Origin of the sequence: Paenibacillus sp. YYML68, from assembly GCF_027923405.1 — a bacterium.
GTDB lineage: Bacteria > Bacillota > Bacilli > Paenibacillales > NBRC-103111 > Paenibacillus_G.
The window spans coordinates 262,096-280,516 of record NZ_BQYI01000001.1; the positions used below are offsets into that span (position 1 = coordinate 262,096).

An 18,421-nucleotide genomic window follows, 5' to 3' on the forward strand; every position below is an offset into this window, starting at 1 on the left:
TACTCCATATTAACAAGGGGCTGTCTATATGAGCACGATATACTTGGATCATGCCGCTTCATCTTGGCCGAAGCCGCCAGAGGTGTTGAAGGCGATGATGAGTGCATTAGAGCATGATGCTGCTAATCCCGGAAGAGGGAGTCATAAGATGGCGGTTCGAGCTAGCCGAATACTTTTCGAAGGGCGGAAGCAATTGGCTAAGTTGTTCGGAGTGAGAAATCCGAATGATATCGTCTACGCCTTGAATACGACGATGGCACTAAATTTAGCTATTCTTGGGTATGTTAAAGAAGGTGACCACATCCTATGTACTTCTGTGGAGCACAACTCAGTCCGTAGACCGCTTGAGCATGTGAAACGGACGAGACAAGCTCAGCTTACATACGTGAATACTGATAATAGAGGACAACTGCTGATCGATGAGGTGAAGCAAGCGATTCAACCGAACACCTCTCTCATCGTCATCAGCCACAGCTCCAATCTGCTTGGATCTATTCTTCCAATTGCCGAGATCGGACAGCTGTGTGCGGAGCATGGCATCAAGCTGCTGGTAGATGCTGCGCAAACGGCAGGCACTGTTCAGATCGATGTGAACCAGCTTGGCATTCATATGCTTGCCTTCCCTGGTCATAAGGCGTTGCTTGGACCGCAAGGGACGGGGGGATTGTATATACACCCAGAGCTTCAGCTCGACCCGCTGTTGTACGGCGGTACTGGCAGCCAGTCTGAGGCGATCGAGCAGCCGCTCGTCAGGCCGGACCGCTATGAAGCAGGAACGCAGAATACGGCAGGTATAGCGGGATTGGTGGAAGGCGTTAAGTGGATACAGCAGCAAGGGGTTAGCGCCATCTATGAGCATGAATGGAAGCTGACACAAGCGATGATGGAGGGACTATCAACCATAGAAGGTGTGAAGCTGTTAGGGCCGGCAATAGGGGAGCCACGCACAGGGCTTGTTTCGTTCACACTTGCAAATACGGATTCTTCTGAAATTGCTTTTATTCTAGATCAGAGCTTCGACATCGCAGTACGTGCGGGCTATCATTGTACACCGCTCGCTCACGAAACGGCAGATACGCTTCACAATGGGGCAGTAAGAGCTAGTGTCGGCTGCTTCACAACGGAGACAGAGGTAAAGCAATTCGTGCAGGCGATGAAGGAGATTGCCAAGCATCTGACTTAATACAGAGATCGTAACGGGGGCGCGAGAAATGGTTATACCGGTAGAAGTCATTGGATTAGCAGCAGTCGTTGTGTTATTCATTCTTATAGTTCTCATGATCGTCATGGGGGTAAAGCTTAGGAAGCTTCGCAAATCGTATCAAGCGATGCTCAATGGTTCCAGTTCGATGAATATCGAGGAGGTGCTTATGGACCTGCAAGGGAGGAGCAAGCAGCTTGAGCAGCAAAGCGAAAAGGCGGATCAAGCGATAAGCTCGATACGCCAAGATCTCAAGAAGCTGAAGGCCCATATTGGGGTGATGCGCTATAATGCTTTTGGCGACAGTGGAAGCGATCTAAGCTTCTCTGTAGCTATTGTAGACCAAGAGCTTAACGGCGTTGTCATAAGCGGTATACATAACCGCGAGGAGACGTATGTATATGCGAAGCCGCTGGAGCAAGGACGATCGAAATATACGCTGTCACCAGAGGAGCGGGAAGCGGTTAGTCGATCTTTACCAAAGGAATAGGGCTCCATTGCTTTCTCATATGTAATGCAGCATGGATGGCCTTGGCGATCGTTTCGGACATGGCCATGACCAGGCTCAATCTTGTATTCTGCAGCACGAAGTATTCCATGAAGCCGCCGACATTCACGATTCCGGTCATATGCATATCACCGACAGGCGGAAGCTCCTTGTTAACACCTGCTCCGGGCTTCACAGGACCGTTGCCAAGCTGAATACAGCCTACACTCGTGAGCTGACCGAGACAAGCATCGACAGCGATAATGAAGGGCTGGTTGAAATGCTGGTGAATAGTAGTCAGTGTTTCATTCAAATTCATCGCATGTACAGGCTGGTCGAGCGTGCCGTACAGGTGTGCGCCATCGAGCTGCAGCCGCTTGAGCTGCATGCCGACGAGCGGCCCGAGGCAATCACCGGTTGAGCGGTCTGTGCCGACGCAGACGATGACAATGGGCCGGTGGCTTGGCACCTGCTGGATGAGCTTGAATAGTGCCTCCGATAGCAGCTCCATACAGTTGGATTCCGAATGCATCATTTTTAGTGGCAGCTCGAGCGATGACTGTTCTTTCTTCTTGGCGGTCGTGTCTTTGGTAAAAGGCAGCTTCACAGGAATCCCTCCTTAAGGGAGCAAGGTTGATTTATACTAACCATTTCTGTTCGATAGAATAGTACTAGTATACGAAGATTCCAGAGCTTTTATACGTGCTATGAGCGACGAAAATGATAGAGGTGAATAGCGTGATGCTATTGATGGCTTTTGACTCGACACAGCAAGCGCTCAGGGCAGAGATGCTGCTGGAGTATGCTGAGATCGAAAACGACATGTGTCCGACTCCGAAGGAAATTACGGCTGGTTGTGCATTGTCGCTTGAATTTCCAGAGGCTGATCTGGAGCAGGTCAAGCAAATTATTACGAATGAGCACGTTGAAATTCGCGGCATTTATTTTAAAAAAGACGGCAAATATGATAGGATGGATTACGAACAAGGGGGGAGTCGATGACTATTCTACAAGCAAGTCGCAAGCTGCAAGCAGCACCGAACTCCGTGGAAGGATGGACGGAAGCATGGATGAGCATGCAGGAAAAGCTTGTTCAGTATGTGTCGGATCCGGAGGTATGGATTGGGCTGCTGCTCATCGTCGTGAAGATTACCTTGATCTACGTGGCGTCGCGGATTATTATCAAGATTGCGAATAAAGCGGTGCAGCATCTCATTGTAGAGCGTGAGAAGAGTCCGCTTAAGTTTGACGCTAGACGGACGAGAACGATCGGTAAGCTAATTGGCAATATCGTGTCTTATGTCATTAATTTTATTATGATCCTGATGATTTTAAGCCAGTTCAACATTAATTTAGGTCCGCTATTAGCTGGTGCGGGTGTCGTAGGCTTGGCCATTGGCTTCGGCGCGCAGAGCTTGGTTAAGGACGTCATTACAGGCTTCTTCATTATATTCGAGGATCAATTCGCAGTTGGAGATGTGATTCAGGTCGATACGTACAAGGGGACGGTTGAGGAGATCGGTCTCAGGGTGACACGAATTCGTAGCTGGACAGGGGAAGTATTTATCATCCCGAACGGTTCGATTAATCAGGTGACGAACTTCTCAATCAATAACTCGATAGCGGTCGTGGACGTATCCGTTGCGTATGAGGCGGATGTGGAGCATGCGCTGCGTATTCTGCAGGATACGGTGAAGGAAGCGTACGAGGTGAATCCGGACATCGTGAAGGCGCCAGATGTGCTAGGGGTGCAGATGCTGGGGGCGTCGGAGATCGTGCTGCGGGTGACGGCGGAATGTAAGCCGAATACGCATTTTGCGGTTGGGCGGAAGCTGAATGTCGAGATCAAGAAGGCGTTCGATGCGAATAAGATCGAGATCCCGTATCCGAGACTTGTGACGTATCATCGAAAGGAGCAGGCTGAGGCGTAGATGGAGCGTAAGCAGTATGAGCTGGGCGATATCGTTCTGATGAAGAAGCCCCACCCGTGCGGGACGAATGAGATGGAGATTATTCGAATGGGCATGGATATTCGGATTAAATGTGTCGGGTGCAAGCACAGTGTGCTTGTACCCCGGGCTAAGTTCGAGAGCAAGCTGAAGAAGGTGCTGCGCTCTGCGGCGGCTGAAGGTAGGACGCCAGGGTCAGTTCTTGATGACAGGGCAGATGGATAAACTTTTTAACTTTTCATTAAAAAAGACTTGCATCATGGTTCGCGTCTGTGGTATTATACTACTTGTCCCGTTGGAAATGCGGAAAGGTACCCAAGAGGCCCAAGGGGGCTGACTCGAAATCAGCTAGGCGGCGCAAGCCGTGCGTGGGTTCGAATCCCACTCTTTCCGCCATACATAACAAACCAAAACGACCGAGAGGTCGTTTTTTTGCGTGATGTGGAGCGGAAGTCGGGAGTGGGATGAGAACCCCAAGGCCAAGGGCAGGGTTCGTCGGAGCATAAGCTTCGGTAGGAATACTTCGCAGTCTCCCCGTCAGGGGAGTACTCCACTCTTTCCGCCACTGTTTTTCCTTTGTTACACTTGAAGGCATAACATAATGAAAGTAAGTGCTGTTACTTGCCTAGATGTTTATTATCGGTCTAACTAATTCCGACCTCCTACAATTATGGGAGGTTTTTTGCTGTGCAAGAAGTACCTGACAAAAGAATAGGTCGTAAGCGATTGCGTTTATGTTGGATACATATTTAGAATGCTGTGGGTTGTTGGAGAGATCAAAAAAAGGAGAGAAGCTGGACGGACAACATTCAGTTTATTCTCTGCGCCATAGCTTCTGCAAAAGCCTTGTTAATGCTGGCGTACCTATTCAGAACGTTGCTAAACTGGCTGGTCATGATTCGATTCAAACAACACTAAGATATGTGGAGCCACCACAACAGGATTTAAGATGAGCCATAAATTCAATTTAATAATTAAAGCCACTTCAACATGGAAGTGGCTTATTAATTTTATGCTATAAAGAATCGTTTTAGCGCCCATTCTGGTGTATTATCATCGGAGTAACAATTACAAAACCAACAATCTCGTTTTTTTACTTTTTCGTTTATACCGCGTAATTCCGCAGCTCTAGCTATGCGTTCAAAAGCATATTGACCCAAGTTTATTTCTTCGTGGGTGATCTCAGGAGCATCCACTATTATTTCTTTCAAATGCTCGAAAGTAAGGGGGGTTCGGGCATTTCTAAGTGTTATCATTTGACCAAATTTCCCTATTTTATATTTTGAACGTAACTCGTCTAACGAAGAAAAGTATCTATCATGTACGGTTTGTTTGTCCGTCCATATTTTGGGGTTTGATTTGGTTATTGCTACTGGTGGAGTATCTAGTTCAAGCAAAACTTCAAGATCATAAGTAAAAAGAACAGAACCGTAGAAATTCTGACGTGATGTTCTATTATGAATATCTACATCATCAAAGAAAAGGTCATGCCAAATGTCATACTTTTTATCAATTTCATCTGTGTTTTGCCAAGTCTGCGGCAGCCCTCGATCTTCAACAAAACCGCGAGAGAGTAAGCCCCCTTCACTTAGGAAGGTACAGGCAGTTAATACGGTATTAGCATGATGGAGCTGCTCAACCCCAATTTCTTTGAAAAAAGTATACACTTCCTCATTGTTCATATCACTGCCCCCACCCATATATAGGAAATCTATTTATATCGTGAATCCGTGATAAAAGAATATGAAAACAAGAGAAAAATAGAGGGAATCCAAGATTTTGTGTCGAAATTAAAGGATTATAACGATCCAATACTTTCACCAATGGGGTGATTGGCTTGAAGTTCGAATTCGTCCAATCTAATGAGTACTTAACCACACATACCGGGTTAACCGCTATTGGAGCTTTGCTAGCAAAGACTAATCTCGGTGCACGTTTGAATAAAACGGTATTGCCCGAGAACCCGAATCCAGATATCTCGAATGCTGATGTGATGAAAAGCTACTTGGGTCTGCTCTGCCAAGGCAAGAGCGACTTTGATCATATTGAGCCATTCCGGCAAGACGATGCGTTCAGCATCAGTCTTGACATTCGCGATGTTCCATCTAGTCCAACCTTGCGCCAGCGCTTAGATATGGCGGGTTCGTCGATATGGAAAGATATTGTGCTGGAAGAGTCGGCGGACCTGTTACGCCGAGTGGCCGCCCCGCTTACGGGTGTTGATCTTCTTGTCCTGGGCGAGAAGGAACGGACTACGTTGTTGCCGCTCGATATCGATGTGTCTCCCTTTGACAACTCCCGCACGAAAAAGAAGGCGTATCTCGCACCTACAAAGGCCATGATGGTTTTGCTCCGATCTTCTCTTACTTGGGCAAAGAGGGCTACGGCGTCCATGTGGAACTGCGTGAGGGCAGCGTGCATTGCCAGAAGAACACGGATGAATTTTTGAAGGCCAGCATTCAATATGCACGCCGAGTCACAGACCGTCCGCTCCTTGTTCGAATGGATGCAGGCAACGACTGCTTGGCGAATCTGAAGGTCTGTCACACTCAAGAAACTCGTGCCGATTACATCATCAAGAAAAATCTGCGAAGAGATCCAAAGGAGACGTGGCTCTTGTTCGCACAAGATCTGGGCATATGCTGCGAAGAACGCGAAGGAAAGAAGGTATACATCGGGTCGATGCTCATTCGTGAACAAGGATTTGACGAGCCGCTGCGTCAAGTGTTTCGTGTCATCGAACGAACCATAAGCCGTGAAGGTCAAATCTTCCTCGTTCCTGAGATCGAGGTCGAGGTGTACTGGACTTCCTTGCGTTGCTCGGCTTGGCGGGTCATTGAACTGTATCGCGATCACGGCACCAGTGAACAGTACCACAGTGAGATCAAGACAGACCTTGATCTGGAACGCTTGCCCGCTGGCAAGTTTGCAACCAACAATCTCATATTGCATGCGGGCGTGTTCGCATACAATATGCTTCGCTTGATGGGGCAACTCAGTCTGCAGATTCCCGACTCTCCGATTCGAAACAATGTTGGCCGCAGACGGATTCGCACGGTCATTCAGAATATGATCTACCATGCTTCACGACTCGTAAGACATGCTAGGCAAGTCAAATTCGCATTTGGAACGCACAGTCCTTGGTTTCAAACGTTGCGACGTGTGTATCTCACCATCCTAACCACTTGAGACTCAATGTTTAATAGGGGTGTATACGCCTTCACGCGTAGGCGTGTTTCAACATGTGCTTTTTTTGTCCACGCGAGGAAGTTCAATTGAAATGCTCATTACCTTGATGCTTTTACCATTTCCCTACAGTCACGAGCGGGCTGTCACGGATTCACGTATATAATAAATATTTTTGCTCAAAATGTTCAAGAGAACGTACGATCTAATTTCAATAAAAAAATTGTATTGGCTGGGGCGGAGGGGATTTTACCAATAGAACGCAATGCCAAACTCTACAAGCGGTAGGCGCACCTGACGACGAAAAATAATGACCTTTAATATGTTTACTTATATAGTTACTATTGAAGCAACTAACGAAAAGTGTTATAGTTGCTATCGGAAGGAGGTTGTCGAGGTGGACAATCAACAAAGAATTGAAATGATTCGTCAAATGATTGATGAAAAGATAAACAAAAGAAACGATTTGCGCATTCAGCTGGAGAATATTCAAAATGAAATGAAGCAAGTTGAATTAGCAATTACCGCGTTTCAAAACGAACTAGAACTGCTAACAGGCGAAAAAGTCGATAAACCTCTAACGATACTTAGGGGACAGGAAATAGGGGAAGCGGCGATTGAAGCATTGGAGCGTTTAGGTGGCAAGGCACATTACCAACAAATAAAGGAAGAAGTTGAAAAGGCGTATGAAATTAATGGAATCAACGAGAAAAGTAAAGCGGATTCAGTTTGGAATCACCTAAATAGGAGAGATGAAGTGATTAAACTAGGGAAGGGGGAGTTTAGATTGACTAGCAAGTATTCACCTATTACGGATTTATTAAATCGAAAGAATGAGCATAGAAATATTACACTAACATTCGATGAAATCGAGGAGTTATTGAAATTTAAACTGCCTGCGTCTGCATATAAGCACAATTCTTGGTGGGCAAATGAACAGGACGGAAACCATTCACACGCACGTTCATGGTTGTCTGCTGGATGGAAAACAACAGACGTGGAACTTGGGGACAAGATAACATTCATAAAGCAATGAAACTGTATTCATATATTATTCGAATTGATAGGAGGTAGATGTAATGGTTAAATATCCTGAGCCATTTCGCGGCAAGATCATTACAAATAACTGCACAATTCAAGGATCAATAAAAAAGAGAGATATTCTAAAAGCACGAATCAATGATAACGATGAATATGTCCTTTATATATTAATGAATCCGAGTAAAGCCGACAGTATTCAATCGGATAGAACAATAAATAAAATTCTGAAATTCACGAGAGAAAAGTATGTTGAATATCAGCAAAATTACAGGGATAGGAAAACGTACATATCGTCAATTTATTTTCTGTTTATAAAGCAGATTCTTCCCAACTTAATAGTATATTAAAAAGGCTGGGTAAACAGTATGAAGAAGTTGTTGAGAATAATAATATGGTAATCGAGGATCAAATTAAAAACGCTAAATATATTGTACTCGCATGGGGCAATGTTCCGAAAAACATGGACAAAGATAAACATCGTAATCAAGTCATAAAGGTATACGATTTCGTCCGAAATGCTAATAAAATGAGCAGTGTGATTGTACTGAAAGTAAATAACAAAAGCAAGAACATCTTAACAAACGATATGTATCCGCGACATCCTGCAAGAGCAAAAATATTGAAACTAGTCAAATGCGAAATTGATAATAAGAATGTGTTAAAAACAGTAATCAAACGTGTGCCTATCAAATTTAATGTGACTAAATAATCGGAGATATAATCATGTTAAACATTAACATTCAATGGTATGGCAGTTTTAGCTTAGACGAACTCATTAGTCTTAATGATGTATCTAAGGACTATGGCGTGTACCAGATTTATGGAAGTCATCCAGTTTACGGATCTAACGTACTATTGTACATAGGAAAGGCTGTAAGACAAACCTTTGCTACACGAATAAGTCAAGAAAATTGGCATTTTAACAAGGATTCAGAGAACGTCAGGATCTATGTTGGAAGATTAAGCGGCATTAAGAATGTATCTGTCGATGTTTGGGACAGCCTGATTGACAAGGCAGAAAAGCTACTGATCTATGCTCATGCACCAGCTTGTAATTCATCTAATATTGGAACAGTTCCATATGACGACTTGTTGAATCTACATGTTATTAATTGGGGCAATCATCGTGATTTAATGCCTGAGGTGTCAGGACTTAGGTGGATAAAGCAAAATAGCTGTAACGTGGAATATTCAATTTGAGTGGCATTATTGGGATAAAAGATATTGTAGGCTTATGACCGTCAATTTGAGGAAGTATTTATCTTGATGGGAGTGAAGAAGGACATGGAAGCAAAAGGACTTTGGAAAGGGTTTGTGATGCAGTGGAGCCACACTTCAAGCCTATAAATCTACATAAACCTACCTACATTAGTTGTTGTGGAAGCGGTCTCGCTCGTTGACCATACGTTGACTGCCTTTGGGAAGAATCCAATGTTCGTTGCCTTCAGCAATTTAATTTATAAAGACATGATTGTGCAGGTTAAGCTGACTTAATAGAGATCATTGAAATTTTACGGTATCAGAGTCCAAGAGATATTAAGCGGATAAAGAATGGTATTTTGGCGATGTTTCAAAATGAGACTCTTTCCGCCATACATAACAAACCAAAACGACCGCGAGGTCGTTTTTTCGCGTGATGTGGGGATGAAGGTAGGAGTGGGCTGTGAATAAGTTGGAACCATATCTTGCAGGCTTAAAGTGAGGATTAAATCAATACAGGTACGTTATGCACATGTGGATAACGGTCAGACTTACTATATTCAACTTGATGTCCACAGCTGTGCATAAGCGGAGCAGGGCATGTACACCATAAGAGAACCAAACAGGAGTTAGGAGGAAATAAGATGAATCCGAATGAAGAGCATCAGTCGATTATGGATGAGCTGAACAACGAGGAAGCAGCAGACATTATCGAAGCGAATCAAGCGATGGACGAACAGTTCTATGGGCAGGAGCAGTCGCTAGAGGAGATTACGGTAGCGGTAGCGTTCAGAAACCAATCGTAGCAGCGTTTACTGCGATAAATTATCTAAAATTTCTGACAACTTATTGTATGTACTCACCAAAAGCTGTATAATTCATAATATAATAGTGTAAGCGCTATTATATGTCCCAGCTTATATGGAGGTGGTACGCATGCACGATACGAAATATCGGAAGCTCGCGTTGACCCGTTGGGAGCAGGAACGAACGAAGGCTCAGCAGGAGCTGTCGGAGAGCAGTAGAAGAAGACTCGAATTGCTGTTTGATATGAAGGATTCGATCCTGCACATGCTGAATTCGCTGTCCATGAAGCGAAAGCAGCCTAAATCATAATGAAGCATACGCTCCTATAAAAAAGCTCACCATCCGATCAGAACCGGAGGTGAGCTTATTGTTTGTGAGCGAATCCAAGCCATGAATCGTGTAGCTGCCCTAGTGTCCTTGAGGTGAAGAGAGGCCAATGCGCTCTACAAGCGAACGACTTTCTTCATTAAGTCCGATGAGCTCTACAGATTTGTTCAGCTGCTTATACTTCACAAGTACTTTGGAGATCGCGGTTACCGCGGAATGGTCCCATACATGGGAGCCTGAGAAATCGATAATAATGCGTTCCGGATCGTCCTGCGCTTGAAACAGCAAGGTGAAGGAGGACGTCGTCGCGAAGAACAGCTGTCCTTGAATGTCATAGCGCTTCGTGCCGTTCGGCTGCACCGTTGTAACAGCGCGGATGCGGGCGATTTTCCAGGCGAAGATGAGAGCGCTCAGCACGACCCCGGCAAGAACGCCATAAGACAGGTCATGTGTCGCCACAACGATCGCAACGGTTACGAGCATTACGAGCGTATCGGCACGAGGAATGCTGCGAATGTTACGCAGGAATCCCCAGTCGAACGTTCCGAAGGAAACCATGAACATGACACCGACGAGCGCGGCCATCGGAATGTCCTTGACGACATCGCCTAGCACGAGAATGAGAAAGATTAGGAACAGACCTGCGGTAAGCGTCGATAGCCGTGTTCGTCCACCAGACTTGACGTTAATGACAGACTGACCGATCATTGCACAGCCGGCCATGCCGCCGAAGAAGCCAGTTACGACGTTCGCAACGCCTTGACCCTTGATCTCACGGTTCTTATCACTGGACGTATCGGTCATCTCATCTACGATCGTTGCCGTCAGCAGCGATTCGAGTATGCCGACAAGGGCAAGTGAGATCGAGTAAGGCAATATGATCCATAGTGTCTCAAGCGACAGCATCACCTCAGGTAGATGGAACACTGGCAGCGAGCTCGTCAGCTTGCCCATGTCGCCAACGGTACGTACATCCAGACCCAGCCCCATCGTAATGGCCGATACGACGACGATAGCGACAAGTGCAGATGGAATAGCTCTCGTCACAAGTGGAAGTAAATAAATAATAGCAAGCGTCAGTGCGACGAGCGCATACATGATCCATCCTTGACCGGTGAAATGCACAAGCTGCGCCATGAAGATCAGGATCGCCAGCGCATTGACAAAGCCCGTCATGACCGATTGCGGTACGAATGTCACAAGCTGTCCGAGCCTTAGCAGGCCAAGCACATACTGTAGAATCCCCGCGAGTATGGAGGCTGCGAACAAATATTCGATGCCATGGTCCTTCACCAGATTGACCATCAGCAGCGCCATCGCTCCAGTGGCAGCGGAGATCATACCCGGTCTACCGCCGACGAAGGCGATCACAATCGCAATCGTGAACGATGCATACAGCCCGACCATCGGATCGACACCCGCGATGATCGAGAATGCGATCGCTTCTGGGATTAGCGCTAATGCAACGGTCATGCCGGAGAGCAGGTCGTTCCTTGTGTTCGAGAACCAGCCCGTATTCAGTTGTTTCATTTCAATAAGATCCTCCTATATTCTAATAATATTGACTTTCCACTTTCAGAAAAGTCGGGGCCGATGTCTACAGGAAAGAATTATACCCGATTCTATACAGGTTGATCTAGCCATATAAAGACTATGTAAGCGTTTAAATGCATGCTTTTCTCTAAAATTCAACGTTTCTCTTATGTAATCGTATATAGCCTGCTCTAAGCGATCCATACCTTTTTTCATAAACGCATAAAGAAACAGACTGTCCCGCTGAACTGAACGGGTGCAGCCTGTGAGGGAAGCTCTAGCCGTTCGGAGAACGACGCTTCTGACGAATGACCGTGAATCGGTCGATGAGATAACCAATGATCGTCCACGACACAATGGTCAGTGTATAGAGCCAGAACGGATTAATGTTCGTGTAGCTGAAGAACGGGTAGAACCAGGCCGGTACGCTAAAAGCGTAGAAGAGCAAGTAGATCGGATCGTATTCGTGTCCGAAAAAGTGAAGCACGCACAGTGCAGCCCCGATTATGGTGAATACGGTGGTAGCTCTATAATTCATAAGGATGCTCCTTCAGTAATCGTAGATATGTTGGTTGCAATCTTCATGAGCCCCCGTTCCAAGCCATATGCCTTCGAGAATAGCCTAGAACGCAGCCTCGAACGGGGGCAGCTCTTCACTAGCCGCGGAACACTTTCTTCCACTTGCGGTTATGATTGCTTGTCTCCGGGAAATGCTCGCCCTTCTTCAGCGTAATCATCTTCGGATTGTTAATTCCCATGTGGAAGGCGTCCTCGCCTACCTCCATATACTCGCCGTCATTCGGAGCTTTATCGCCCGGACGAAACTGACTCCATTCACCCATGTCAGGGTCACCTCCTGCTGAAAGATGTACCTATATATTCTCCGATTCTGAGGCAGACCATGTTCCTCAATAATTGCCATTCATCACAAGGGGGCTTATGCGGCTGAAAGAGGGATTATGCTTGCGTTATTCAGCGAATTTTGCTATATTGTTTAGGTGCGAGTTTTGAGGTATCAACGATTCTCGCTCCTTGCTCCTAACGGCATCAGCTGGATTAGGGGCCTTAGTCCAAAAGGAGGTGGCAACATGCGCAAATACGAAGTGATGTACATTATCCGTCCTGAGCTCGATCAAGAGGCTGTACAGGCTACGGTAGAGAAGTTCCAGAACATCATCAACAACGGTGGCGAGGTTACAAAACAAGACCTGATGGGTAAGCGCCGTCTTGCGTATGAGATCAACAAGATTCGTGACGGTCATTTTGTGTTGGTTCATTTCAACGCGAACAATGACGTCGTTAACGAGCTTGACCGTGTAATGAAGATTTCGGATGAAATCATTCGTTTCCTGATCGTTCGTGACGTAGTCGCTTAAATCGGCTTATTGTTGTAATCAAGCAGGCTGTCGGAATGCTAAAGCGTCAGACAGTGATTCCGGGAGGGAATACGGATGTTGAATCGTGTCATTCTGATCGGCAGACTTACACGTGACCCAGAACTGCGCTATACACCTGCAGGCGTAGCTGTAACCCAGTTCACAATTGCAGTAGATCGCCCGTTCTCGAATAACCAGGGCAATCGCGAGGCCGACTTCATTCCGGTCGTCACTTGGCGCCAGCTGGCAGAGACTTGTGCGAATTATCTTCGCAAGGGTCGACTGACCGCTGTCGAGGGCCGCATTCAAGTACGCACATATGACAACAATGAGGGCAAGCGCGTATACGTGACTGAAGTCATTGCAGATAATGTACGTTTCTTGGAATCGGCGAACAGTGCCAATCGTGAAGAAGGCAGCTCGGGACCTAGCTATAGCGGTGGCGGCGGTGGTGGTAGCAGCGCTGGCGGTGGTAATCGTGGAGGCTTCGGCGGAGGACGCGACAACCAGGATCCATTCCAGGATGACGGTCGGCCGATTGACATTTCCGATGATGATTTGCCGTTCTAGGACGGCTCGGAATGAATCTAACGTAGAAAGGATGGAGAACAATGGCATTTGAAAAAAGAGAGCGTTCTGAAGACCGCGGCGAGCGCGGCGAAAGAAAGTTCGGCGGACGTGGCAAAAAAGGCGGCAAGCGCCGTAAAGTTTGCTTCTTCACCGTCAACAAAATCAAGCACATCGACTACAAAGACATTGAAACGCTCAAGAAGTTCATCTCGGAGCGCGGTAAAATTCTTCCACGTCGTGTGACTGGAACATCCGCTAAATATCAGCGTGCCCTGACGATCGCAATTAAGCGTGCTCGTCAAATCGCATTGCTGCCTTATACAACGGAATAGGATTCAAGCGCAGTACCCAAGGAGACAAGGCTGATTCGTTCAGTCTTGTCTCCTTTTTTCATGCGAGGACGTTCCTACACGATCTCTATACGTGCACGGTTTGTTTTTGTTATAGGAACGTTCATGTTATGATGAAGAAGCGGGTAAACAAGCATGCGTTGTGATGAACAGAAAGGCAGGGAGAACGTTGAATATTGCTTTTTTTCTTGTGCCTAAGGAGCAGGTTATTTATTTATCCCCTCATTCGACGATTCGCCAGGCACTAGAGCGTATGGAATACCATCGATATTCGGCTGTACCCCTCGTGGACGAGCATGGCCGTTATGTAGGAACGATTACCGAAGGTGACCTGCTGTGGAAGCTGAAGCGCTCGCCAGAGATCGGGTTCGACAATGCGCATCGCGTACAGCTGACCGAGGTGCCGCAGCATATGCAGATCAGGCCGGTCCATATTAATCAACAGATGCAGGACTTGATTACGCTCGCCACGAACCAGAACTACGTGCCTGTTGTCGATGATAACGGCGTCTTCATCGGCATTATACGTCGCCGCGAGATCATTGATTATTGCTTCAAGCTGTGGCAGTCGGAGCAAAAGGTGTAGAAACTGTGGTATAATCAACTAAATGCCGAGATAAGGGGAGATAGCGGCGTGACTTTTATGGATAAGGATGTAGACCTCGCGAAGCGGGCCAAAATTATTGAGTGGCTGAAGACGGAGCTCGTGGATCAAATGGCGCACTTGCTGAAGGGCATATGGGAAGGAAGCCATCATAAAATCATAGACGGTCTTGCAAGTCTCATCGCCTGCTGCTACATACTCGGAAGACGCCTCGGCATTTCGCTGCGCGCTTTGGATGAAGCGGTACTGGATAAGATGAAGAAGCATCGCGAGGAAGGTCACCAGCTAGAGGACTGGTATGGTGATATTTCGGCGTTAGAAGATCATTTGCGTAAGAGGTGAACGAATTGCAGGAATCGCGTGTGCCGCGCATGCTCGGGGTGAGCATTATTTATGCGCTGTTGCTTGTTTCGCTTATCGTCCCGCTGCTCGGACTGGCATCCTTGTTCGTTCTGCTGGTGCCTGTGTTGCTGTTGTATGTGCGGCTCGGGACAAAATCGTTTCTTATCCATTATATCGGGGCACTCGCCCTTGCTTATGTGCTCGGCTCCGTCCTGATCGGGGGGTGGCTCGGAGCGCTGTTCGTCGCCATCTCGCTGTTCCTGCTGCCGCCTGCCATTCAGATGGGCAACCAGTATCGGAAGAAAGCATCGGCGCGTGCGGTGATGACAGCAGGTGTGCTGACCTTGCTCGGCGAGCTGCTGATCAGCTTGCTCGTGGCGGACCTGCTCGGGCTCAATCCGACAGGTGAGCTGAAGCAGCTGATGAGAGAATCGTTCCAGCTCTACTCGCCGCAGATGCAGGAGCTGCTGCAGCTCGATATCGAGACGCTGGCGAGTGTAACGGTTCAGATGCTGCCGCTCTATATGATCTCTATCTCGCTCCTGTACATTATGGTGTCCCACACGGTGACGAGAAGGCTGCTCGTTCGATACGGAGAGCAGGCAGCGGCATTCCGTCCGGTGAAGGATTGGATGCTGCCGAAGTCGTTCGTCTGGATCTATGTGCTGGCGCTTATTGCAGAATTATTCGTGCAGGATTCGAGCTCGGGGATGTTCACGATTGTCGTTAATCTTGTGCCGCTGCTGAGTACGGCGTTCGCGTTCCAAGGCATCTCCTTCTTGTTCTTCACCGCTTATACGAAGGGATGGAACAAGGCGCTGCCGATTACGGGAATCGTGCTGCTGTTCGTCTTTCCTCCAGTGTTCTTCCTACTCAGTCTGCTCGGGGTATTTGACGTATCATTCCCAATTCGCGATCGGATGACGCACAAGGGATCATGAGGGGGATCGAACAATGCCGAAGTTTCTAATGAAGCGCAGGCATGGCTTGCCCATGTACGGCGTATTCGCTTTCGTCCTTATGCTGAACGGTCTCCTTGCGCTGTTCGTATGGCAGCTCGCTATCGTTACACTGCTCGTCAGCGGGGCTCTAGCGTTCTATACATTCCGCGCGGAGTCAGCCTTCCGGAGCGATCTGAACGACTATGTCACGACCTTGTCCCATCGGGTGAAGAAGGCCGGCACGGATGTTCTGCATGAGATGCCGCTAGGCGTTCTGCTCTATAATGAAGAGCGAATCATCGAATGGCACAATCCGTACGTGGCTCGCATGCTCGGCAAGGATACGTTAATCGGTGAGCCGCTGCTGGAGCTGTTTCCTAGTCTCAAGGGACGTAAGGACAAGGAGCCGCGGATCGAGATTACCGTAGATAAGCTTATTTACGAGGTGCTGATTAAGGCAGAGGAGCGCCTCTTGTATTTCACACACATTACGCCGATGAAGACGCTTCAGCTGAAGCTGGAGGAAGAGCAGCTGGCGATGGGTATAGTGATGATGGATAACTTGGACGAGGCGTCGCAAGGACTTGACGATCAGCAGCGAAGCTTGATGCTGGCGAAGGTGACGGGCGAGATTAACGACTGGGCCCAGAAGCATCAGATTTATTTGCGCCGAACAGCTTCGGATCGGTACTTGCTCCTTACGGATTACAAAGGGCTGAAGCAGCTGGAGCAGTCTCGCTTCGAGCTGCTGGATGAGGTGCGTGACCTGACGATTGAGAATAAGCTGCCGGTGACGTTGAGCATCGGTATTGCATCAGGCGCGTCGACGTATCCGGAGCTCGGGCTATGGGCGCAGACGAGCCTTGATATGGCGCTCGGACGCGGGGGCGACCAAGCGGCGGTGAAGGTCGGAGAGCGGCTGTCCTTCTACGGCGGCAGAACGAATGCGATGGAGAAGCGAACGCGAGTTCGGGCTCGTGTCATCTCCCATGCGCTGCGTGACTTGATTAAGGATAGCGACAATGTCATGATTATGGGCCATAAGCTGCCGGATATGGATGCCATCGGGGCGGCGATTGGCGTGCTGAAGATGACGCATGTCAGCAACAAGGAAGGCTACATCGTGCTAGAGGGTGTCAATCCTGGTATTCAGAAGCTGATGGAGCTGGTCCACGAGGATGAGAAGCTGAACCGCTGGTTCATTACACCGGAGCAGGCGCTGCAGGTGAGCTCGTCGCGAACGCTTACAGTCGTTGTTGATACGCACCGGGCATCGATGACGCCGGAGCCGAGGCTGCTGCAAATTACGCAGCGCAAGGTCGTCATCGACCACCATCGGCGCAGCGAGGAGTTCATACAGGACGCGACGCTCGTCTACATGGAGCCCTACGCGTCGTCCACCTGTGAGCTCGTTACCGAGCTGCTGCCGTACTTCCATGATCGGCTTACGATGGGGGTGCTGGAGGCAACGACGCTGCTCGCAGGCATCGTCGTCGATACGAAGAGCTTCAGCCTTCGTACAGGCGCTCGTACGTTCGAGGCGGCCTCGTACCTCAGGCGCAATGGGGCCGATTCATCGCTCATTCAGCGTCTGCTGAAGGAGGACCTCGATCATTATATTAAGAAATCAGAGATCATCAAGAACGCGGTTGTAATCTTCGACCATATTGCATTGTCCGTCACCGAGCCGGGACGTAAATATTCTCAGTTGATCATTGCGCAAGTAGCTGATACATTGTTAACGATGACAGGTATCATGGCGTCGTTCGTCATTAGCGAGCGACCGGACGGGTTAATCGGAATTAGTGCTCGTTCGCTTGGACAGATGAATGTACAGATCATCATGGAGCGAATGGGCGGTGGCGGGCATCTCACGAATGCCGCGACTCAAATAGAGGGAACTGTAGCCGAGGCGACGCAGCGGCTGAAGCAAATATTGAACGAGATACACGCAGAGGAGGGGCTATTCGAATGAAGGTTATTTTGTTGAAGGATGTTAAGGGTCAAGGCAAGAAGGGCGAAGTGAAGGAAGTATCTGAAGGGTACGCACAGAACTTCCTGTTCAAGCAAAATCTCGCCGCGCCAGCAAGCGAAGGTGCGATGAAGGTGATCGATCAGCAGAAGAAGGCTGAGGAGCGCAAGAAGGCCGAGGAGAAGGCCGCGGCCGAGGAGCTTGGACGCAAGCTCGCGGAGACGACGGTACAGCTGAAGGCAAAGTCCGGTACCGATGGCCGCCTGTTCGGCGCGATCTCGAACAAGCAGGTAGCCGAAGCACTGGAGAAGCTTGGATATAAATTGGACAAGCGTAAAATTATGATGAACGATCCGATTCGTACGCTTGGCGTGACAGAGGTAGCCGTGAAGCTGCATCCGGAGGTTAGCACGAAGCTGAAGGTGCATGTGACAGAGGAATAAGCGGACGGGCTGAGGTGCTGAACGTCTATGGAAGTCGAGTTAGCCGGTGTGAAGGTCATGCCGGCTTTTCATATTGCAGAAAGTAAGAAAAG

At 48.1% G+C, this 18,421-nt stretch carries 25 protein-coding genes, 1 tRNA gene and 1 pseudogene; 22 read left to right on the forward strand and 5 right to left on the reverse strand.

The features are described 5' to 3' along the window. Nucleotides 1-28 precede the first annotated feature (28 nt). Complete coding sequence (locus PAE68_RS01200) at nt 29-1,183, forward strand: aminotransferase class V-fold PLP-dependent enzyme (protein ID WP_281883281.1); 1,155 nt, start codon at nt 29-31, stop codon at nt 1,181-1,183. Between the two features lie 28 nt (nt 1,184-1,211). Continuing rightward, nucleotides 1,212-1,691, forward strand: coding sequence for a DUF4446 family protein (locus PAE68_RS01205; RefSeq protein WP_281883283.1), 480 nt, complete (start codon nt 1,212-1,214; stop codon nt 1,689-1,691). Here the strand turns inward: PAE68_RS01205 and yyaC are convergent. Continuing rightward, nucleotides 1,666-2,295 (reverse strand): spore protease YyaC, encoded by a 630-nt coding sequence (gene yyaC / locus PAE68_RS01210; RefSeq protein WP_281883285.1) that lies wholly within the window; start codon nt 2,293-2,295, stop codon nt 1,666-1,668. The two genes, PAE68_RS01205 and yyaC, sit on opposite strands and share 26 nt — an antisense overlap. Nucleotides 2,296-2,429: 134 nt before the next feature. On the opposite strand from yyaC, the gene PAE68_RS01215 reads away from it, so the two are divergent. From PAE68_RS01215 to PAE68_RS22720, 5 genes are all read left to right on the forward strand, one after another. Beyond that, nucleotides 2,430-2,690, forward strand: a complete 261-nt coding sequence (locus tag PAE68_RS01215) for a putative Se/S carrier protein (protein ID WP_281890845.1) — start codon at nt 2,430-2,432, stop codon at nt 2,688-2,690. Next, complete coding sequence (locus PAE68_RS01220; protein WP_281883287.1) at nt 2,687-3,619, forward strand: mechanosensitive ion channel family protein; 933 nt, start codon at nt 2,687-2,689, stop codon at nt 3,617-3,619. The genes PAE68_RS01215 and PAE68_RS01220 overlap by 4 nt, the downstream gene beginning before the upstream one ends. Further along, a complete protein-coding gene (locus tag PAE68_RS01225; RefSeq protein ID WP_281883289.1) occupies nt 3,620-3,862 on the forward strand; it encodes a DUF951 domain-containing protein in 243 nt (80 codons plus the stop codon). 80 nt (nt 3,863-3,942) lie between these two features. Next, nucleotides 3,943-4,033: transfer RNA gene (locus tag PAE68_RS01230), tRNA-Ser, on the forward strand. 338 nt (nt 4,034-4,371) lie between these two features. After that, nucleotides 4,372-4,590 carry a tyrosine-type recombinase/integrase gene (locus PAE68_RS22720; RefSeq protein WP_397377960.1) on the forward strand — a complete coding sequence of 73 codons (219 nt, stop codon included), beginning with the start codon at nt 4,372-4,374 and terminating at the stop codon, nt 4,588-4,590. A gap of 57 nt (nt 4,591-4,647) precedes the next feature. Here the strand turns inward: PAE68_RS22720 and PAE68_RS01235 are convergent, their stop codons facing one another. Continuing rightward, nucleotides 4,648-5,319, reverse strand: coding sequence for a hypothetical protein (locus PAE68_RS01235; RefSeq protein ID WP_281883291.1), 672 nt, complete (start codon nt 5,317-5,319; stop codon nt 4,648-4,650). Nucleotides 5,320-5,474: 155 nt separating this feature from the next. Between PAE68_RS01235 and PAE68_RS01240 the strand changes: the two are divergent. The 7 genes and pseudogenes from PAE68_RS01240 (at nt 5,475) to PAE68_RS01260 (ending at nt 10,180) form a co-directional block, all read left to right on the forward strand. Beyond that, a pseudogene (locus tag PAE68_RS01240) lies at nt 5,475-6,826 on the forward strand (IS1380 family transposase). Nucleotides 6,827-7,220: 394 nt separating this feature from the next. After that, a complete protein-coding gene (locus PAE68_RS01245) occupies nt 7,221-7,859 on the forward strand; it encodes a DUF7662 domain-containing protein (protein WP_281883293.1) in 639 nt (212 codons plus the stop codon). A 43-nt stretch (nt 7,860-7,902) separates the two neighbouring features. After that, nucleotides 7,903-8,211: a DUF1643 domain-containing protein gene (locus tag PAE68_RS22725; RefSeq protein WP_397377962.1), complete on the forward strand. Its 309-nt coding sequence runs from the start codon at nt 7,903-7,905 to the stop codon at nt 8,209-8,211. Further along, a complete protein-coding gene (locus PAE68_RS22730; RefSeq protein WP_397379345.1) occupies nt 8,154-8,573 on the forward strand; it encodes a DUF1643 domain-containing protein in 420 nt (139 codons plus the stop codon). Before PAE68_RS22725 ends, PAE68_RS22730 begins: the two co-directional genes overlap by 58 nt. A gap of 14 nt (nt 8,574-8,587) precedes the next feature. Next, nucleotides 8,588-9,064, forward strand: a complete 477-nt coding sequence (locus tag PAE68_RS01250) for a GIY-YIG nuclease family protein (protein WP_281883295.1) — start codon at nt 8,588-8,590, stop codon at nt 9,062-9,064. 644 nt (nt 9,065-9,708) lie between these two features. After that, a complete protein-coding gene (locus PAE68_RS01255) occupies nt 9,709-9,870 on the forward strand; it encodes a hypothetical protein (protein WP_281883296.1) in 162 nt (53 codons plus the stop codon). A 130-nt stretch (nt 9,871-10,000) separates the two neighbouring features. Then, nucleotides 10,001-10,180, forward strand: coding sequence for a hypothetical protein (locus PAE68_RS01260; protein WP_281883298.1), 180 nt, complete (start codon nt 10,001-10,003; stop codon nt 10,178-10,180). A 99-nt stretch (nt 10,181-10,279) separates the two neighbouring features. Here the strand turns inward: PAE68_RS01260 and PAE68_RS01265 are convergent, their stop codons facing one another. The 3 genes from PAE68_RS01265 to PAE68_RS01275 form a co-directional block, all read right to left on the reverse strand. Beyond that, a complete protein-coding gene (locus PAE68_RS01265; protein ID WP_281883300.1) occupies nt 10,280-11,728 on the reverse strand; it encodes a SulP family inorganic anion transporter in 1,449 nt (482 codons plus the stop codon). Nucleotides 11,729-12,008: 280 nt separating this feature from the next. Beyond that, complete coding sequence (locus PAE68_RS01270; protein ID WP_281883302.1) at nt 12,009-12,269, reverse strand: hypothetical protein; 261 nt, start codon at nt 12,267-12,269, stop codon at nt 12,009-12,011. 118 nt (nt 12,270-12,387) lie between these two features. Continuing rightward, on the reverse strand, nt 12,388-12,573 hold the full coding sequence (locus PAE68_RS01275) for a YjzC family protein (protein ID WP_281883304.1): 186 nt from the start codon (nt 12,571-12,573) through the stop codon (nt 12,388-12,390). A 246-nt stretch (nt 12,574-12,819) separates the two neighbouring features. Here PAE68_RS01275 and rpsF point away from each other — a divergent pair, with 246 nt between their 5' ends. The 8 genes from rpsF to rplI all read left to right on the forward strand — a co-directional run bounded on the left by rpsF (nt 12,820) and on the right by rplI (nt 18,329). Beyond that, a complete protein-coding gene (rpsF, locus tag PAE68_RS01280) occupies nt 12,820-13,107 on the forward strand; it encodes a 30S ribosomal protein S6 (protein WP_281883306.1) in 288 nt (95 codons plus the stop codon). A gap of 75 nt (nt 13,108-13,182) precedes the next feature. Further along, nucleotides 13,183-13,677 (forward strand): single-stranded DNA-binding protein, encoded by a 495-nt coding sequence (gene ssb / locus PAE68_RS01285; RefSeq protein WP_281883308.1) that lies wholly within the window; start codon nt 13,183-13,185, stop codon nt 13,675-13,677. A 41-nt stretch (nt 13,678-13,718) separates the two neighbouring features. Beyond that, nucleotides 13,719-14,009: a 30S ribosomal protein S18 gene (gene rpsR / locus PAE68_RS01290; protein ID WP_281883310.1), complete on the forward strand. Its 291-nt coding sequence runs from the start codon at nt 13,719-13,721 to the stop codon at nt 14,007-14,009. A 187-nt stretch (nt 14,010-14,196) separates the two neighbouring features. Then, complete coding sequence (locus PAE68_RS01295) at nt 14,197-14,613, forward strand: CBS domain-containing protein (RefSeq protein WP_281883312.1); 417 nt, start codon at nt 14,197-14,199, stop codon at nt 14,611-14,613. Between the two features lie 57 nt (nt 14,614-14,670). Then, nucleotides 14,671-14,973, forward strand: a complete 303-nt coding sequence (locus PAE68_RS01300) for a MazG-like family protein (RefSeq protein WP_281890846.1) — start codon at nt 14,671-14,673, stop codon at nt 14,971-14,973. 5 nt (nt 14,974-14,978) lie between these two features. Then, a complete protein-coding gene (locus PAE68_RS01305) occupies nt 14,979-15,914 on the forward strand; it encodes a DUF2232 domain-containing protein (RefSeq protein ID WP_281883314.1) in 936 nt (311 codons plus the stop codon). A 13-nt stretch (nt 15,915-15,927) separates the two neighbouring features. Next, complete coding sequence (locus PAE68_RS01310; RefSeq protein ID WP_281883315.1) at nt 15,928-17,889, forward strand: DHH family phosphoesterase; 1,962 nt, start codon at nt 15,928-15,930, stop codon at nt 17,887-17,889. Next, on the forward strand, nt 17,886-18,329 hold the full coding sequence (rplI, locus tag PAE68_RS01315) for a 50S ribosomal protein L9 (protein WP_281883318.1): 444 nt from the start codon (nt 17,886-17,888) through the stop codon (nt 18,327-18,329). Before PAE68_RS01310 ends, rplI begins: the two co-directional genes overlap by 4 nt. Nucleotides 18,330-18,421: the final 92 nt, after the last annotated feature.

What these genes read in the sequence shown, in the direction of transcription:
- PAE68_RS01200 (WP_281883281.1), top strand. Translation starts at nt 29, where the DNA reads ATGAGCACGATATACTTGGATCATGCCGCTTCATCTTGGCCGAAGCCG.
- PAE68_RS01205 (WP_281883283.1), top strand. Translation starts at nt 1,212, where the DNA reads ATGGTTATACCGGTAGAAGTCATTGGATTAGCAGCAGTCGTTGTGTTA.
- PAE68_RS01215 (WP_281890845.1), top strand. Translation starts at nt 2,430, where the DNA reads ATGCTATTGATGGCTTTTGACTCGACACAGCAAGCGCTCAGGGCAGAG.
- PAE68_RS01220 (WP_281883287.1), top strand. Translation starts at nt 2,687, where the DNA reads ATGACTATTCTACAAGCAAGTCGCAAGCTGCAAGCAGCACCGAACTCC.
- PAE68_RS01225 (WP_281883289.1), top strand. Translation starts at nt 3,620, where the DNA reads ATGGAGCGTAAGCAGTATGAGCTGGGCGATATCGTTCTGATGAAGAAG.
- PAE68_RS22720 (WP_397377960.1), top strand. Translation starts at nt 4,372, where the DNA reads ATGTTGGATACATATTTAGAATGCTGTGGGTTGTTGGAGAGATCAAAA.
- PAE68_RS01235 (WP_281883291.1), bottom strand. Translation starts at nt 5,319, where the DNA reads ATGAACAATGAGGAAGTGTATACTTTTTTCAAAGAAATTGGGGTTGAG.
- PAE68_RS22725 (WP_397377962.1), top strand. Translation starts at nt 7,903, where the DNA reads ATGGTTAAATATCCTGAGCCATTTCGCGGCAAGATCATTACAAATAAC.
- PAE68_RS01250 (WP_281883295.1), top strand. Translation starts at nt 8,588, where the DNA reads ATGTTAAACATTAACATTCAATGGTATGGCAGTTTTAGCTTAGACGAA.
- PAE68_RS01255 (WP_281883296.1), top strand. Translation starts at nt 9,709, where the DNA reads ATGAATCCGAATGAAGAGCATCAGTCGATTATGGATGAGCTGAACAAC.
- PAE68_RS01260 (WP_281883298.1), top strand. Translation starts at nt 10,001, where the DNA reads ATGCACGATACGAAATATCGGAAGCTCGCGTTGACCCGTTGGGAGCAG.
- PAE68_RS01265 (WP_281883300.1), bottom strand. Translation starts at nt 11,728, where the DNA reads ATGAAACAACTGAATACGGGCTGGTTCTCGAACACAAGGAACGACCTG.
- PAE68_RS01270 (WP_281883302.1), bottom strand. Translation starts at nt 12,269, where the DNA reads ATGAATTATAGAGCTACCACCGTATTCACCATAATCGGGGCTGCACTG.
- PAE68_RS01275 (WP_281883304.1), bottom strand. Translation starts at nt 12,573, where the DNA reads ATGGGTGAATGGAGTCAGTTTCGTCCGGGCGATAAAGCTCCGAATGAC.
- rpsF (WP_281883306.1), top strand. Translation starts at nt 12,820, where the DNA reads ATGCGCAAATACGAAGTGATGTACATTATCCGTCCTGAGCTCGATCAA.
- ssb (WP_281883308.1), top strand. Translation starts at nt 13,183, where the DNA reads ATGTTGAATCGTGTCATTCTGATCGGCAGACTTACACGTGACCCAGAA.
- rpsR (WP_281883310.1), top strand. Translation starts at nt 13,719, where the DNA reads ATGGCATTTGAAAAAAGAGAGCGTTCTGAAGACCGCGGCGAGCGCGGC.
- PAE68_RS01300 (WP_281890846.1), top strand. Translation starts at nt 14,671, where the DNA reads ATGGATAAGGATGTAGACCTCGCGAAGCGGGCCAAAATTATTGAGTGG.
- PAE68_RS01310 (WP_281883315.1), top strand. Translation starts at nt 15,928, where the DNA reads ATGCCGAAGTTTCTAATGAAGCGCAGGCATGGCTTGCCCATGTACGGC.
- rplI (WP_281883318.1), top strand. Translation starts at nt 17,886, where the DNA reads ATGAAGGTTATTTTGTTGAAGGATGTTAAGGGTCAAGGCAAGAAGGGC.